The organism is Streptomyces sp. NPDC002793, from assembly GCF_040295485.1.
GTDB lineage: Bacteria > Actinomycetota > Actinomycetes > Streptomycetales > Streptomycetaceae > Streptomyces.
Map to the genome: position 1 here is coordinate 67,008 of NZ_JBEOVL010000003.1, position 14,076 is coordinate 81,083.

A 14,076-nucleotide genomic window follows, 5' to 3' on the forward strand; every position below is an offset into this window, starting at 1 on the left:
ACAGGTGTCAGGTCACATCAAGGACGATCTTTCCGTGCACCTTCCGCGCGAACAGTGCCTGGACGGCGTCGCCCACGTCCTGCCAGTCGCCTCGCAGTCCGACCGGTGCCGAGAGCCTCCCGGCGGCCACGAGGCCCAGCAGGTCCGTCAGATCCCCGCTGGTGGCCGTCATGTCGCCGTAGGTGGTGACGGTGCGGGGTTCACCGAAGCCGAACAGGGCCCCGGACGGGAAGGTGGTGTCCTGCCCGGAGGAGTAACCGACGAGGTGGATGGTGCCGCCCTCGGCGAGGACACTCCACGCCTGGGCCGTCAGCGGCCCGCCGACCGTGTCCAGGACGAGGTCGAACCGGTCCTCCGTCCCGGCCAGGTCGGTCAGGACGGTGTCGGCCCCGAGTTCGCGGAGTCCGGCGGCCCGGTCCGGTGAACCCACGAGTGCCGTCACCCGGGCGCCGGCCAGCGCCGCCAGCTGGACGGCGAAGTGCCCCACGCCCCCGCTGGCGCCGGTGACCAGGACGTCACGCGCCAGCAGGGAACGCGTGCGCAGCACCCGCAGTGCGGTGACTCCGGCGATCCCCAGCGCGGCACCGTCGGCCAGGTCCACACCGTCGGGGACGGTGCCGAGCGAGGCGGAGCCGACCGCGACCCGCTCGGCCCACGCGTGGGGAGTCATGCCCAGTGCGACGCGCGTGCCTTCGGACGGTCCCGAGCCGTCGGACGCGGCGCGCAGCACGACGCCCGCCGCGTCGTGACCGTGCACGGCGCCGGCCTGCCACTGCCGCACGTAGTTCAGCTCTCCGAAGTTGAGCCCGATGTGCCGGATGCCGACCAACGCCTGGTCGCCGGCGGGCACGGGCTCGTCGACGTCGGCGAACCTGACGGGTCCGGCCTCGCCGTGATCGACCACAAGGGCGCGCATGGGGGTGCTTCCTTCTCTCAGGGGTGCGCCTGGACACTCGGCGCGGCAGCGGGGGCGGAGTGCGGGGATGCCGCACTTCCGCCTCCCTGGAACCCTGTCGCAGGTCCGGCACGGCGACCAGCCCCGTGAGAACCGATCAGTTGACGATCTGTATCGGCGCGGCTGCCGCCGGGGCCGCCCCTCCCCCGGCGCCCCGGGTCAGTCCGTCAGCAGGTCGCGCAGCTCCGCCACCGCCTCACGGAGGTGGTCCGCGAAGGCGTGCATCTGGTCGGCGACCGTGCGTGGGGTGCTCAGGTAGAGGTTGAAGCGGTCAGGCAGCAGGACGTAGGCGATGCCGATGCAGCGGCTGCTCGTGGAGCCGAAGCCGAAGTACTGGATGTTCTCGGACGGTGCCGAGCTCGTGCTCAGGTAGTCGTCCCGCATGGTGAGCCAGCCCGGGGAGCGGTACAGGGCGGGCTGTTCGTGCACGCCGAGCTCGTCGCCCCGGCGGCGCTGGATCAGTTCCAGTTCCCAGAGGTGCTGCTCCGGGGCCTCGCCCGCCTGGCACTCCTTCGCCCGTGCCACATGGGCCCCGGCGGCGGCCCGGAACGCGGCGCGGCGGGTGTCGCGGTCGGCCGTGGGGTCGTCCATCGCCGCGACGAACGCGGGCATCTCGGGGGTGACGACGCGCATCGCCTCGGTGCGGCCGTGGCGGTACTGGCGGGTGGCGATCGACTCGTACGTCGCTCCCAGGTGGCCCTTGGCCCGCTGGTGGGCCAGCTGGTAGGCGGTCTGGACGAAGGCGTCCGGGGACACCCCGAGCGCCTTGGCGGCCCCGCTGCCGAAGTCACCGAACGTCACGGTGCGGGTGGCCGTGTCGTGCCCGTACGCCGCGAACTCCGCGGCCGCGGAGCGGACCCGGGACCGCAGGGCCTCGTCGAGTGCGAAGGTCAGGGGCTGCGGCACCGGCTCGCCCTGGGAGCGTGCTCCGGACCGACGGGAGTGCTCGTCCGGCGGGGTGCCGAGCAGGGCGTCGGTGAAGCTGAGGATGGTCGTCCCGTCCAGCTCGCAGTGCTCGACGTTGATGCCGGCCCGGCCGTCCGCGTAGACGACGAAGGAGACGGCCTTGTCGAACCAGCGGTTGCCCCGGTCCCCGTACAGCAGTTCGTCGCAGGCGGTCTGGGTGTCGCCTGGCGCGAAGTCCTCCAGGCACACGCAGAAGAGGGCGGTCTCGATGTCGTCCAGTGTGCGGGCGTTGCCCGGGCCGCCGTCGAGGAGCGCCTGCCGGACGTCCGCCCATTCCGCGCGCGCCATGGTGGTGAGGTGGCCGACGCGGTCCTCCTCGGCCGTGTGGACGTCGGCCTCGGTGACGGCGCGCAGCCCGGCCTCGATCTCGTCGAGGGCGTGCGGGACGCCGTCGGGGCCGAGCACGTCCAGGCGGAACATCGTGCCCCGGAAGAACACCATGATGTGCCGTGCCGTCGACGGTCCGGGCTCCTGCTCGCTGTACGGCGCGCGCACGCTGTCCAGCGGCACCCCGGGGATGCGGGTCGTGGAGAAGAGGTACGCGTTCTGCACCATCGACTGGGGCACCCCGCGCTGCTCCACCGGCTCGATCCGTCCTTCGTCGAGCCGCCGCTTGTGGTGCAGCGCCCCGGCGACGAGCCCGGCCGCCCGGTCGAGCTGCCCCTGGCCGGTGTCCTGGAAGAGGAAGAAGAAGTTGGCGTTGAGCGCGATGCGGTCCCGGCGGCCGAGGTAGCGGTACGGCCAGAAGGTGTCGAGCCAGCTGTGGACGCCCTCCGTCGCGTCGTACTCCTCCAGTGCCGCGTGCAGGGCCCGGCCGGGGCCGCCGGGCCGCAGGAAGGCGGTGACCTCGGCCTCCGTCGCGGCCCGCTCCTCGGCGGTCAGCAGGGGGGCGCACCAGGCGAGGAACCTCTCACAGCTCGCTTCGAGCGTGGGCAGCGGCACGCGCGGAAGGGTGCCTTCGCGGGCGAAGGTCGCGCCCGCTGCTGCTTCCTGACTGACGACGTTCAATGCGGCTCTCTTCTCGGTGAGTGGGGAAAGGGGATGGGGTCGGTCTACCGGTGCCGCGGCCTGGAGAGGTAGAGCTGAGCGTAGAGCCAGCCGTCCTCCTCCAGACCGCTCGCGTCCACATCGGCGGCGGCCAGGCCGGCGAGCACGCCCCGTCGTTCCTCCGGGCCCGCGAACCGCCGCTGTCTGAACACCTCGTCGATCCGGACCGTCCGGTAGCCCAGCCCGTCCAGGGCGTCCTCGACGGGGCCGAAGGGGAACATCCGGAGCACGAAGTGCGCCATCCAGGGGAGGCGGCCGTCCTGCGCGCGGACGACGCGGGTGAGGGTGCGCTCGGTGACGTAGCCGATGCAGCCCGTCGAGATCACGAGGTCCGTCCCGGCGAGGCGGTCCCGCTGGGCGGGGGTGGGGTCGTCCGCCTCCAGGTCGGCGTTGACGGTGTCGTCGAGGAAGCCCGCTTCGTGGGCGTAGGCCAGGGCCTCGGCGGAGGCGTCGAGTCCGGTGAAGCGCAGGGGGTGCGCGGGGCGTCGGGAGCGGGTGAGGTCCCGGTCCCGTTCCAGCAGGGCGGCGCGGGAGCCGGGGCCGCTGCCGTCGTAGCGGTCGTACAGCTCGTCCATCGTGAGGTCGTGCTTGAGCAGGGCGGCGTTGACCCCGTACGAGCAGCCGATGTCCAGCACCCGGGGCTCGGCCACCCGCTCCGCCTCCCGGTACTCCTTGACGGTCTTCTCGAACCAGGGCTTGGCGAGTTGGGGGACGCGGTAGCCGAGCGGGCGCAGTGCCTGGAAGTAGGTGCGGGGGTCGGGCGCGGTGTAGATGTGGTCCAGCGATACTTTTCCGGACGCGTCGAGACGCAAGGGCTTCTCCTCGGTGGGGGCGCGTGGCAGTGCCTGGAACCGTTCGCCTTCGTCTCAGTCCAGCAGGTGGTCGGCCCGTGCGGCCCGGCCCTCCACGGCCAGGTGTTCGGGCCGTACCCGGCCGAAGAGCTGCCGGGTGCGGGCCACGCTCCCGATGACGCCGGGGCGCTCGCTGTAGGCGAAGATCGCGCTGTGGCGTGCGCGGTCGCCCCGGACGGGGCTGACCCGGTGCAGGGAGTAGCGGCCCTTGAACAGCTGCAGGTCGCCCGGGCGCAGGGGCAGGCGTTCCGGTTTCCGTGCGCCTCGGCCGTCCAGGACGTCGCGGACGTCGTCGAAGCGCTCGTCCGTGGCGGACCTGATGTTCGGGCAGTACTCGAAGGCGCCGCCCTCCTGCGCGTCCTGGGTCAGCATGCTGACCGTGTACTCGTTGGTGTCGAAGTGCCAGGGGTGTTCCATGCCCGGCCGTACGACGTTGAGCACCAGCCCGGAGAGGGGGTCGGCGAGCTCGTACAGCCTTGGCAGTCCGAAGCAGTCGGCGACGAGGTGCTGGAAGGCCTCGTGGGCGTAGAGCCCGCTGATGAGGGAGTCCCCGGGGATGCGGTCGCGGGCGACGAACGCGTTGCCGCGTTCGAAGGTGCGCCGGCCGGGATGGTGTTCGGGCAGTTCCGCGTCCACATCGGTGTTGTAGACGTTGACCGTCTCGACGTCGAAGTACGCCTGAGGGGCCAGGGCGGCGCACTCCTGTCGCAGGACCTCCTGGTGGGAGGGCCGGATGAAGTCCGGCAGTACGGTGCAGCCCGCTTCGGCCAGTTCGCGTCTCGCCCGTGCCACCACGGCGCGGGCTTCGGCGCTTTCGGGGTCCGTCAGGGGGTAGTGGTCCGTGTCGACCACCTGGTCGAGCGTGATGGCTTGCAGAGTGCTCATTCCACCCTCTCCACTCGCACGTCGGTAACTCAACTGACGAGTAACAGAGTTGAAGTTCCCACAGCGGCCGTCGCGTTGTCTGTGACACGTCGCACTTCCGGACGCGGGCGGCCTGAAAGCACACCTGTGCCCCCGGTCTCCCGGGGGCACAGGCGGACGGGTCAGCGGCCGTAGCGGATCAGGGTCCGGACCATGCGGCAGGTGGTGTCGGACGGCCGGTGGATGGCGAGGCGGCCCGCCTCGGCCCGGATCCGGGCGTTGTGGGCACTCGACGGCTGGTACACGCCGGCGTCGAGCAGGGCGATCGTCAGGCGCATGGCCTTCAGGCGGCGGTTGTGCGAGACGTACCACTCGCGGGGTCGGCCCGCGGGCAGACGCTTCTTCCGCAGGGGCTTGTTGAGCGGCTCGGTCGTGGCTGTGGCGACGGCCATCGGCAACCTCCTGGCACGGTGGTGGAACCCTCACTTACTCCCTCTATTTTACTGCCCACCACTGACAATCGCCCCTGATCAGACGCTATTTCGCGGGTCACTCCCGTATCGTCGGCCCCATGGAGATCTGGATCAATCCCGCCTGTTCCAAGTGCCGCAGCGCGGTGAGTCTGCTCGACGCGGAGGGCGCGGACTACACCGTCCGCCGCTACCTGGAGGACGTGCCGTCGCCCGAGGAGATCCGGGCCGTGCTCGGACGACTCGGGCTGGAGCCGTGGGACATCACCCGGACCCAGGAGGCGGAGGCCGTGGAGCTCGGGATCGAGGAATGGGCGAAGGACGCCGGTTCGCGCGAGCGCTGGATCACGGCCCTGGCCGGGCACCCGAAGCTGATCCAGCGCCCGATCATCACCGCCGACGACGGCAGCGCCGTGGTGGCCCGGACGGACGAGGCGGTCCGGGACGCGTCGGCGCGGCGTGGAGGTCCTCGGCAGGGCGGCTGATCAGGGCCGCCCCGGCGACGCCTCCGCCCGGGCGAGGATTTCGGTGAGCCGCAGCCCGAACCGTACGTCGCAGGGGTGCGCGACCCCCGTGCGCGCCGCGTCGGCCAGCGCGTCCACGGCCGCCCGGAACGCGCCGAGGGCGTCGCCGCCTCCCCCGGGCAGCGTGGACACTCCCCGCTCGCCCCGGAATTCGACCTCGGTACCGGTCGCGCCCCTGGGCGCGTCCAGCGCGAGCGTCACCGTGCTCGACGCACCGGAGGTGTGGCGCAGCAGCAGGTGCGTGGCATCGCCGGGGCCCCGGGCCGCGACCACGTCCGTGACGTCGCCCAGGACGGGGATCAGGACCGACAGCGCGTGCGGTCCCACGTCCCACAGGCCGCCCTTCTCCCGCCGCCAGGGCGAGGAGGCGAACTCGCTGCGCGCGCCCCGGGGCGAACAGCGCGCCGATCCACAGGGCGCGGGCCGTGAACCACCCGCCCGCCGCGGCCTGTTCGGCGATCCACGCGGACGTGCCCTCGGCGAACCGCAGCGTGCAGAAGACCACGGAGGCGACCCCGGCCCGCTCGGCCGCGTCGGCGACCTCGCGCGCGCCCGCCACGGTGGTGGCGACCGGCTTGTCCAGCAGGAGGTGGCACCCGGCGTCGGCGGCCCGCGCGGCGAGCGGGGCCTGCACGTCCGGCGGCACGGCGAACGCCACGGCATCGCTCGTGGCCAGCAGCGCGTCGATACCGGCCTCGCCCGTGTGCGCCGGGACGTCGTGGGCGGCGGCGAGCTCGTCCGCCGCTTCGGGGCGGCGGCCCCACACGCCGCTCAGTACGGCACCGGGGTGGGCGGCGAGGGCGGGGGCGTGTGTCAGGCGCGCCCAGGGGCCCGCCCCGACGAGGCCGACGCGCAGCGGCGCGGCGGGAGCAGCGTGTGAGGTCATGCGGCCAGTCTGCCCGGACCGGAGGCGCCGGCGCGGCGGACATCCGGTCGCGGACGGCCCGGGCCCCTCCCGCGGCGGACCGTATCCAGTCCGCCGCAGGCCGAGACGCCTCCCGGCGGCGTGGGTCGGCTGTCCGACACCGCCGGGAAACCCCGGTAACACGGGGTTCACATTCGGGCAACGGCCGGGAAATCGCATCTTGCCAAGCTGCGCACCATAGACCGCAGCACCCGCAAAGGATGGCGTCCGTGACGTTCAAGGCTGAGTACATCTGGATAGACGGCACCGAGCCGACCGCGAAGCTTCGCTCCAAGACGAAGATCATGACAGGTGTCCCCACGCAGGGCGTGGCGGATCTGCCGATCTGGGGATTCGACGGTTCGAGCACCAACCAGGCCGAGGGTCACGCCTCCGACCGGGTGCTGAAGCCGGTCTTCGCGTGTCCGGACCCGATCCGCGGCGGTGACGACATCCTCGTGCTGTGCGAGGTCTTCCACATCGACATGACTCCGCACGAGTCCAACACCCGCGCCACGCTGCGTCCGGTCGCCGAGCAGTTCGCGGACCAGGAGCCGATCTTCGGCATCGAGCAGGAGTACACCTTCTTCGACGGTCACCGTCCGCTCGGCTTCCCCGAGGGCGGCTTCCCCGCCGCGCAGGGAGGCTACTACTGCGGTGTGGGCGCGGACGAGATCTTCGGCCGCGACATCGTCGAGAAGCACCTCGACAACTGCCTGAAGGCGGGCCTGGCGATCTCCGGCATCAACGCCGAGGTCATGCCCGGCCAGTGGGAGTTCCAGGTCGGACCGGTCTCCCCGCTGGAGGTCTCCGACCACCTGTGGATCGCACGCTGGCTGCTGTACCGCACCGCCGAGGACTTCAACGTCTCCGCGACCCTGGACCCGAAGCCGGTCAAGGGCGACTGGAACGGCGCCGGCGCGCACACCAACTTCTCCACGAAGGCGATGCGCGAGGGCTACGAGGCGATCATCACCGCGGCCGAGTCGCTCGGTGAGGGCTCGAAGCCGATGGACCACGTCAAGAACTACGGCGCGGGCATCGACGACCGTCTGACCGGTCTGCACGAGACCGCCCCGTGGAACGAGTACAGCTACGGCGTCTCCGACCGCGGTGCCTCGGTCCGCATCCCGTGGCAGGTCGAGCAGGACCGCAAGGGTTACATCGAGGACCGCCGTCCGAACGCCAACGTCGACCCGTACGTCGTCACGCGGCTGATCGTCGACACCTGCTGCACCGCGCTGGAGAAGGCCGGCCAGGTCTGACCCGTCAACGGCACCAGGTACGAAGGGGCGTCCGCTCGCGGGCGCCCCTTCGACGTGCCCTCCGTACCGACAGGTGAGAGGCCCCTCCTGCACGACCCCGATCTCTGCTTCAATGGGTACATGGCCAGCCTCCAGCACACCGCGTCGGGTCGCAGCGACCTCGAACCGTTCTGGCCCTCTCGTCAGCACCATGACTTCGACCGGGTGTGTTGCCGCGCGTGGAACGCGCAGGCCCTCTAAAGCCGCCTCATCCCGGCCTTCGGCCCGCGCGCACGACGTACGTCCTCGATGACTCTCGACGACTCCTCGCGCGAAAGAGCTGACCCTCATGGCGAACACCCGTACCGTCTCCGCTGCTTCCCTCCCCCCGAACCGCCCCCGGCTGCGTGCCGTCGACCGTGACGAGGTCGTCGACCTGGCCGGCGTGGCCGACTTCCTCCCGCCGGGTGCCACCTGGCTGCCCGCGCCCCCGCACACACTGCCGGTGCTGCCGGGCCGGCCGCCGATGGTCGGCTACCTGGTGCTCGTGCCCGCCGACCAGCGGCCCGTCCCGGCCGGTGCCTCCGCCTCCGACCGGAACCAGGACCTCGTGCCGGAGCCGGTGGGCGACGCCCCGGCGGGTGGGCCCGTGCGGATCGACTCCTCACGGCGCACGGCCGCCGTGAACGGTGTCGTCCTCGACCTCACCTACCTCGAGTTCGAACTGCTGGCACACCTCGTCGCGCACCCGCACCGGGTGCACACCCGCGATCAGCTGGTGACGACGGTCTGGGGTTACGGGCACGTGGGCGACGGCCGCACCGTCGACGTCCATGTGGCCCGGCTGCGGCGGAAACTGGGCGCGGAGCACCGCCGCTCGATCCAGACCGTGCGGCGCGTGGGCTACAAGTACGCGCCCTGATCACAGCACGCGTACGGGAGGCCCCGGGAGTCGTACCCCGGGGTCTCCCCCGTTCCGGGGTGGTGCCAGGTACACCACCGGTCCGGTGGCGGAACGGCTGACGGAGGCCCCTGCCCACAGGCGAGACTGGGTGCCGAGCGGGTGCCGATGTGGGGCCCGGCGAGGGGAGACGTCATCATGCATGCGGCAACGAGCCGGATACGGAGCGCGCTGCTGGCCGGTGGGCGGGCCTTCGTCCTCTCCTTCGCGAGCATCGTGGGCTCGACCACCCTCTTCGTGCTGTCGGTCCTCTCGATCGTCCTCGTCCTGCTGGGCGTCGGGCTGGTCACCACGCCCTGGGTCGTGCGGGCGGTACGCGGCCACGCCGACCGGCGCCGGCTGCTCGCGGCGAGCTGGTCGGACGTCCGCATCCCGGCCCGCTACCGGCCGTTCCCCAAGGACGTGCGCAGCGGTTTCACCGGGCAGGTGGAGCGCACCACCCTGCTGCTGAAGGACCCGGCGACCTGGCGGGACCTGCGGTGGCTGCTGCTCGACATGACGGCGGGGTACGTGCTGCTGGTCCTGGCCTTCGCACTGATGGTCTACCCGGTGGAGGGTCTCGTCCTTGCGGCGGGGCTGTGGCGGGTGTTCGAGGACAGCACGTACTGGTACGGATTCGTACCGGTCAGCAGCCAGACGACGGCTCTGGCCGCCGCGGCGCTCGGCGTGGCGGTCTTCGCCGCCGGGGTGTGGGCGGGCCGGCCCCTCCTGCGGCTGCACTTCCTGCTCGCCCGGTCGGCACTCTCACCCACCCAGGAGGAGCTGGCGCAGCGCATCGACCGGCTCACCGAGACCCGTCACGAGGCCGTGGACACGGCGGCGTCCGAACTGCGGCGCATCGAGCGGGACCTGCACGACGGTGCGCAGGCCCGGCTGGTCGCGATGGGCATGAACCTCGGCACCGTCGAGGCGCTGATCGAGAAGGATCCGGCGCAGGCGAAGAAACTTCTGGCGACGGCCCGTGCGTCCTCCGCGGAGGCCCTCACCGAGCTGCGCGACCTCGTGCGGGGCATCCACCCGCCGGTGCTCGCCGAACGCGGCCTCGGGGACGCGGTGAAGGCCCTGGCGCTGCGGATGCCGGTCGCGTCGGAGGTGACCGTCGACCTCGCCGGCCGCGCCGACGCCCCGGTCGAGTCGGCGGCGTACTTCGCCGTCAGCGAGGCCCTGACGAACACGGTGAAGCACGCGGGAGCCGATCGCCTCTGGGTGGACATGCACCACGCGGAGGGCATGCTGCGGATCTCCGTCACGGACAACGGCAAGGGCGGTGCGGCGGTCGGGGCCGGATCGGGACTGAGCGGAATCGAACGCCGGCTGGGTACATTCGACGGCGTACTGGCCGTCAGCAGCCCTGCGGGCGGCCCCACCATGGTGACCATGGAGATCCCTTGCGCGTTGTCCTAGCCGAAGATCTCTTCCTGCTCCGCGACGGCCTCGTGCGCATGCTCGAAGCCTACGACTTCGAGATCGCCGCAGCAGTCGAGACCGGGCCCGAACTGGCCAGTGCCTTGGCGGAGTTGAAGCCGGACGTCGCCGTCGTGGACGTCCGGCTGCCGCCGTCCCACACGGACGAGGGCCTGCAGTGCGCCCTGACCGCCCGCAGGAACACCCCCGGGCTGCCGGTGCTCGTCCTCTCGCAGCACGTGGAGCAGCTGTACGCCCGGGAACTCCTGGCCGACGGCAACGGCGGCATCGGTTACCTGCTGAAGGACCGGGTGTTCGACGCCGACCAGTTCGTCGACGCCGTACGCCGGGTAGCCGCCGGAGGCACGGCGATGGATCCGCAGGTCATCTCGCAGCTGCTGTCGCGGCGCTCGGCGGACGAGCCGATGGCCCGTCTGACGCCGCGGGAGCGCGAGGTCATGGAGCTGATGGCACAGGGCCGGTCCAACGGGGCGATCGCCGCGCAGATGGTGGTCACGGAGCGGGCGGTGGCCAAGCACACCTCGAACATCTTCGGCAAGCTCGGCCTGCCCGTGTCGGACGACGACAACCGCCGCGTACTCGCGGTCCTCGCCTACCTCGACCGGGGCTGACCGCTCCCGGCACGGACCTCGGCCCGGAACCATTTCCCGGCCCCCGGCGCGCGTGGCGGGGCCGCGCGACCCCGGCCGGAGCGTGCGCGCCGGAGTGACCATCGCACCATTCGCTCGTTCAGCTGAACATGCCCCCACTACGAGCAGTACCGTCGCCCGCCGGCCGCCCGTACGCGGAGCAGGCCGGCAGGAAGCGGGCGGAGGCCGCGCCCGCCGAGCACTACGCCCGGCTGGTGCGGATCGCCTACCTCGTGCTGGCGCCCTCGCTCGGACGTAACCGGCGGGTGCTGTCGGCCCACGGGCTGGTTCAGCGGGCCCTGGCCGGAGAGCAGAGAGCGGATCCGGGGCGGGCCTACGCGTACGTACGGCTTCGGGTGCTGCGTTCCGCGCTGGAGGCCGGGCTTCCGCTGTTCCGGTTCGCGCGGCCACGGCGGGCGCAGTTCCCGCCGCTGGTGCCGCAGGTGTGGGGGCTGCGCCTCTTTCCGCACTCCTGCGGCGCCAAGGGGCTGGCCCTGGAGCAGGCCCTGGCCGGGGTGTCGGGGCCCTGCCGGGCCGCGCACGTGCTGCGCGGGCTCGAAGGGCTCGACGACGCCGAGGTGTGCCGGGTGCTCGACGCCGCAGGCGTCACCGACCCGCGGGCGGCGCTGCTGGAGGCCGATGCGCTCACCGAGCCGCGTTCCCTGCTGGCCTCACCGGAATTCGACCCGTGCTCCCTGCAGGTCAGGCCGACCGACCCGGTCCGCCGCCGACGGCGCGGGCGCGCCCTCCTGGCCGGCGTCGGCGCGTCTCTGGTCTGCGGGACGCTGCTGCTGATGCCGGGCGACGGACTGGGCGGTCCGTCCCCTGCCTCCGCGCCCCTCCGCCCCCGACACCACCCCACTCAGCAGGCCCTGGATCCGGCCGCGTTGGGCCGCGTGCCGGAAGAGCGCTGGCGGGGCTCCACGCGCAGGGACTTCAGCGTGTGGCCCACGCGCGGTGACCGCAGCGGTGACACCCGCCTGCTGGGCCGCGCCCTCGTCGCGTGGGCGAGGCCGGGAGAGGCGGTGGCCGTGTCGGCGACGCCGGGGACGCCCGACGGTCCGCCGATGGGACCGCCGCAGCTGCTGTACGCGGGCGAGGTCGGCGCGGCCTCCGTGGTGCTGTTCCACGACGGTCTGCGGGTCGTGCGCTACGCCGAACCGCGTCACCCGGACCCGTCCGGGGGTGCCGTGCTGGACTTCGCCCGGGCGGACGGTGCGGACGAGACTGCGGCGAGCGCGCTGGTCGTGGAGCGCCGGGCCGGCCGGATCCGCTATCTGACCGCGCCCTGGGTGCGCGAGGCCGCCCTGCGGGACCTGCTCGCACCGCAGGCGGCGGCCCGTCCGCTCCCCCGTGACGGCCACGGCGTGACGGACCCGTTGACGGGGCCGGGGGCCGGGGCGGACTGCCGTGCCTGGGAGGCCCTGGAGCTGCGGGACGGCACGGCGGCACGCCTGATGACGGATCTCGGTGAGCTCACTCCCGTACGTCTCACCTCAGGCCCACCGTCCGCTCCGCACGATGTGTCGGGCCGGGACGAACGGGAGAGCTGGGCGCGGACGGCGTGTCTGCTGCCGTCTGTGCGGTCCACCGGCGTGCGGTCGGTGAACTCCTGGGCCTATGCGACACAGCCGCTGCCCGACGGGAGCGGTGCGGCCCGGTGGCTGTGCACCCGGGCGGAGACCTGGCGGGGCACCGGGAGCCGGGTCCTCGCCCAGTTCCAGGCGCCGTCCGCGCAGCCGCCGGGGAACAGGCCCGCGGGGACGGTGGCGGCACGCGCCGAGGACTCACCGGCATGCGGGGCGCGCACGCCCCGGGTGCTGGCAGGTGTGCTGTGGAAGTCGCCCGACGGCCGGTGGTACGTACTGGCGGCGGGCTCCCGGCAGTTCGCGTCCGTGCGCGCGACCGGAGGTGTGGAGGGGCGGGCCGACGGGCGGCTGCTGGCGCTGCCGGCCGGTAAGGGCGACCGCCCCCGTCTCGACGGGCGGCTGGCGGACGGCAGCCGGGCGGGCGCCCTCCGCTGAGGCGGCGACGGGCAGGCGGACGGGCGGCAGAATACCTCGTGGCCTGCCCCGTTAGGCTGTTCCGCATGACGACCGGGGTGCGACGCAGGATGGGTGTCGACGAGCGCAGGGCCCAATTGATCGGCGTCGCGCTGGAGTTGTTCAGCACCCGCTCACCCGACGAGGTGTCGGTCGACGAGATCGCCTCGGCGGCCGGCATCTCGCGCCCGCTCGTCTACCACTACTTCCCCGGGAAGCGCAGCCTTTACGAGGCGGCGCTGAAGCGGGCCGCCGACGACCTCTCCGGCCGCTTCCTGGAGGCGCACGAAGGGCCGTTGGGGGCCCGGCTGATCCGGGTGATGCACCGGTTCTTCGACTTCGTCGAGGAGCACGGTCCGGGCTTCGCCGCGCTGGTGCGGGGTGGCCCGGCGGGGGGTCCGTCCAGCGCCGACGCCCTGGTCGACGGGGTGCGGCAGTCGGCGTACGAGCAGATCGTCGCGCATCTCGGTGTCCGGACCCCGCCCGCCCGGCTGGAGCTCGTCGTGCGGTCCTGGGTCGCGCTGGCCGAGTCGACGGCCCTGCTCTGGCTCGACGGGAAGCGCGTCCCGCGCGCCGAGCTGGAGTTGCAGCTGGTGCACGACTTCGCGGCCCTGGCGTCGGTGAGCGCCGCGTACGACCAGGAGATGGCCGGCATCATGCTGCGGGTCTTCGCACAGGAGCCGGCGGACGGCCCGCTCGGCGAACTGCTCGCCAGGCTCATGGTCCTGGCTCCCGCCGCACCGGCCGTCCCGTCCCAGCGGCTGCCGGGTGATCCCTGAACTGCCGGCCCCTCAGCTCTTGCGGTAGGACGCGTCCAGGTCACGGACCTCGGCCGAGGCGTGGACGGTGAGGCCGTCGACGGGCTTCAGGTGCCCGGCCAGCAGGTCCAGTACGGCTTCGGTCAGCCGGGCCTTGATCTCGGGGGTACGGCCGGGGAGCATCGCGATCGAGACGTTCACGACGGCGTCCCCGTCGGCGGCGTCACCGGCGACGAAGTCCTCGGCCCGGTGGAACCTGGTCTTGCAGGCCGGCACCTTGGTGGACACGGTCTCGGCGACGATCGGGTGCAGGGCGAGCGCGAAGCCGCGGCGGTCGAAGCTGTCGTCGAGCTCGGCTGAGTAGTCGACGGTGATCTGCGGCATCAAGCGCTCCAGATGGCGAGTACGGGTCCGTGTACGTGTACAGCGTGCACGC

13 protein-coding genes and 1 pseudogene are annotated in these 14,076 nt (G+C 72.5%); 7 read left to right on the forward strand and 7 right to left on the reverse strand.

The annotated features are described in order from the left end of the window. Positions 1-7: 7 nt before the first annotated feature. From ABT001_RS03570 to ABT001_RS03590, 5 genes are all read right to left on the reverse strand, one after another. A complete protein-coding gene (locus tag ABT001_RS03570) occupies positions 8-916 on the reverse strand; it encodes a zinc-binding dehydrogenase (RefSeq protein WP_351271733.1) in 909 nt (302 codons plus the stop codon). A gap of 198 nt (positions 917-1,114) precedes the next feature. After that, entirely contained in the window at positions 1,115-2,929 is a 1,815-nt protein-coding gene (locus ABT001_RS03575) for a choline/carnitine O-acyltransferase (protein WP_351271735.1), read from the reverse strand. Positions 2,930-2,973: 44 nt separating this feature from the next. After that, complete coding sequence (locus ABT001_RS03580; protein WP_351271737.1) at positions 2,974-3,780, reverse strand: class I SAM-dependent methyltransferase; 807 nt, start codon at positions 3,778-3,780, stop codon at positions 2,974-2,976. Positions 3,781-3,834: 54 nt separating this feature from the next. Then, positions 3,835-4,704, reverse strand: a complete 870-nt coding sequence (locus ABT001_RS03585; RefSeq protein WP_351271740.1) for a HalD/BesD family halogenase — start codon at positions 4,702-4,704, stop codon at positions 3,835-3,837. Positions 4,705-4,865: 161 nt separating this feature from the next. After that, positions 4,866-5,135 carry a hypothetical protein gene (locus ABT001_RS03590; protein WP_351271742.1) on the reverse strand — a complete coding sequence of 90 codons (270 nt, stop codon included), beginning with the start codon at positions 5,133-5,135 and terminating at the stop codon, positions 4,866-4,868. Between the two features lie 119 nt (positions 5,136-5,254). Here ABT001_RS03590 and ABT001_RS03595 point away from each other — a divergent pair, with 119 nt between their 5' ends. After that, positions 5,255-5,638: an arsenate reductase family protein gene (locus tag ABT001_RS03595; protein ID WP_351271745.1), complete on the forward strand. Its 384-nt coding sequence runs from the start codon at positions 5,255-5,257 to the stop codon at positions 5,636-5,638. Here ABT001_RS03595 and ABT001_RS03600 read toward each other — a convergent pair. Continuing rightward, positions 5,639-6,563 (reverse strand): annotated as a pseudogene (locus tag ABT001_RS03600) (Gfo/Idh/MocA family protein). Between the two features lie 248 nt (positions 6,564-6,811). Between ABT001_RS03600 and glnII the strand changes: the two are divergent. The 6 genes from glnII (at position 6,812) to ABT001_RS03630 (ending at position 13,661) form a co-directional block, all read left to right on the forward strand. Beyond that, complete coding sequence (glnII, locus tag ABT001_RS03605) at positions 6,812-7,846, forward strand: glutamine synthetase (RefSeq protein WP_351271748.1); 1,035 nt, start codon at positions 6,812-6,814, stop codon at positions 7,844-7,846. Positions 7,847-8,174: 328 nt separating this feature from the next. Next, on the forward strand, positions 8,175-8,747 hold the full coding sequence (locus ABT001_RS03610) for a winged helix-turn-helix domain-containing protein (RefSeq protein WP_351271751.1): 573 nt from the start codon (positions 8,175-8,177) through the stop codon (positions 8,745-8,747). 177 nt (positions 8,748-8,924) lie between these two features. After that, complete coding sequence (locus ABT001_RS03615) at positions 8,925-10,190, forward strand: sensor histidine kinase (protein WP_351271753.1); 1,266 nt, start codon at positions 8,925-8,927, stop codon at positions 10,188-10,190. Continuing rightward, positions 10,175-10,822 carry a LuxR C-terminal-related transcriptional regulator gene (locus ABT001_RS03620; RefSeq protein ID WP_351271756.1) on the forward strand — a complete coding sequence of 216 codons (648 nt, stop codon included), beginning with the start codon at positions 10,175-10,177 and terminating at the stop codon, positions 10,820-10,822. Before ABT001_RS03615 ends, ABT001_RS03620 begins: the two co-directional genes overlap by 16 nt. 128 nt (positions 10,823-10,950) lie before the next feature. Further along, positions 10,951-12,864 carry a hypothetical protein gene (locus ABT001_RS03625; protein ID WP_351271759.1) on the forward strand — a complete coding sequence of 638 codons (1,914 nt, stop codon included), beginning with the start codon at positions 10,951-10,953 and terminating at the stop codon, positions 12,862-12,864. 65 nt (positions 12,865-12,929) lie between these two features. Further along, positions 12,930-13,661 carry a TetR/AcrR family transcriptional regulator gene (locus ABT001_RS03630; RefSeq protein ID WP_351271762.1) on the forward strand — a complete coding sequence of 244 codons (732 nt, stop codon included), beginning with the start codon at positions 12,930-12,932 and terminating at the stop codon, positions 13,659-13,661. Positions 13,662-13,673: 12 nt separating this feature from the next. Here the strand turns inward: ABT001_RS03630 and ABT001_RS03635 are convergent, their stop codons facing one another. Further along, positions 13,674-14,024, reverse strand: a complete 351-nt coding sequence (locus tag ABT001_RS03635) for a 5-carboxymethyl-2-hydroxymuconate Delta-isomerase (RefSeq protein WP_351271765.1) — start codon at positions 14,022-14,024, stop codon at positions 13,674-13,676. Positions 14,025-14,076: the final 52 nt, after the last annotated feature.

What these genes read in the sequence shown, in the direction of transcription:
- ABT001_RS03570 (WP_351271733.1), bottom strand. Translation starts at nt 916, where the DNA reads ATGCGCGCCCTTGTGGTCGATCACGGCGAGGCCGGACCCGTCAGGTTC.
- ABT001_RS03585 (WP_351271740.1), bottom strand. Translation starts at nt 4,704, where the DNA reads ATGAGCACTCTGCAAGCCATCACGCTCGACCAGGTGGTCGACACGGAC.
- ABT001_RS03590 (WP_351271742.1), bottom strand. Translation starts at nt 5,135, where the DNA reads ATGGCCGTCGCCACAGCCACGACCGAGCCGCTCAACAAGCCCCTGCGG.
- ABT001_RS03595 (WP_351271745.1), top strand. Translation starts at nt 5,255, where the DNA reads ATGGAGATCTGGATCAATCCCGCCTGTTCCAAGTGCCGCAGCGCGGTG.
- ABT001_RS03630 (WP_351271762.1), top strand. Translation starts at nt 12,930, where the DNA reads ATGACGACCGGGGTGCGACGCAGGATGGGTGTCGACGAGCGCAGGGCC.
- ABT001_RS03635 (WP_351271765.1), bottom strand. Translation starts at nt 14,024, where the DNA reads ATGCCGCAGATCACCGTCGACTACTCAGCCGAGCTCGACGACAGCTTC.
- ABT001_RS03615 (WP_351271753.1), top strand. Translation starts at nt 8,925, where the DNA reads ATGCATGCGGCAACGAGCCGGATACGGAGCGCGCTGCTGGCCGGTGGG.
- ABT001_RS03610 (WP_351271751.1), top strand. Translation starts at nt 8,175, where the DNA reads ATGGCGAACACCCGTACCGTCTCCGCTGCTTCCCTCCCCCCGAACCGC.
- ABT001_RS03625 (WP_351271759.1), top strand. Translation starts at nt 10,951, where the DNA reads ATGCCCCCACTACGAGCAGTACCGTCGCCCGCCGGCCGCCCGTACGCG.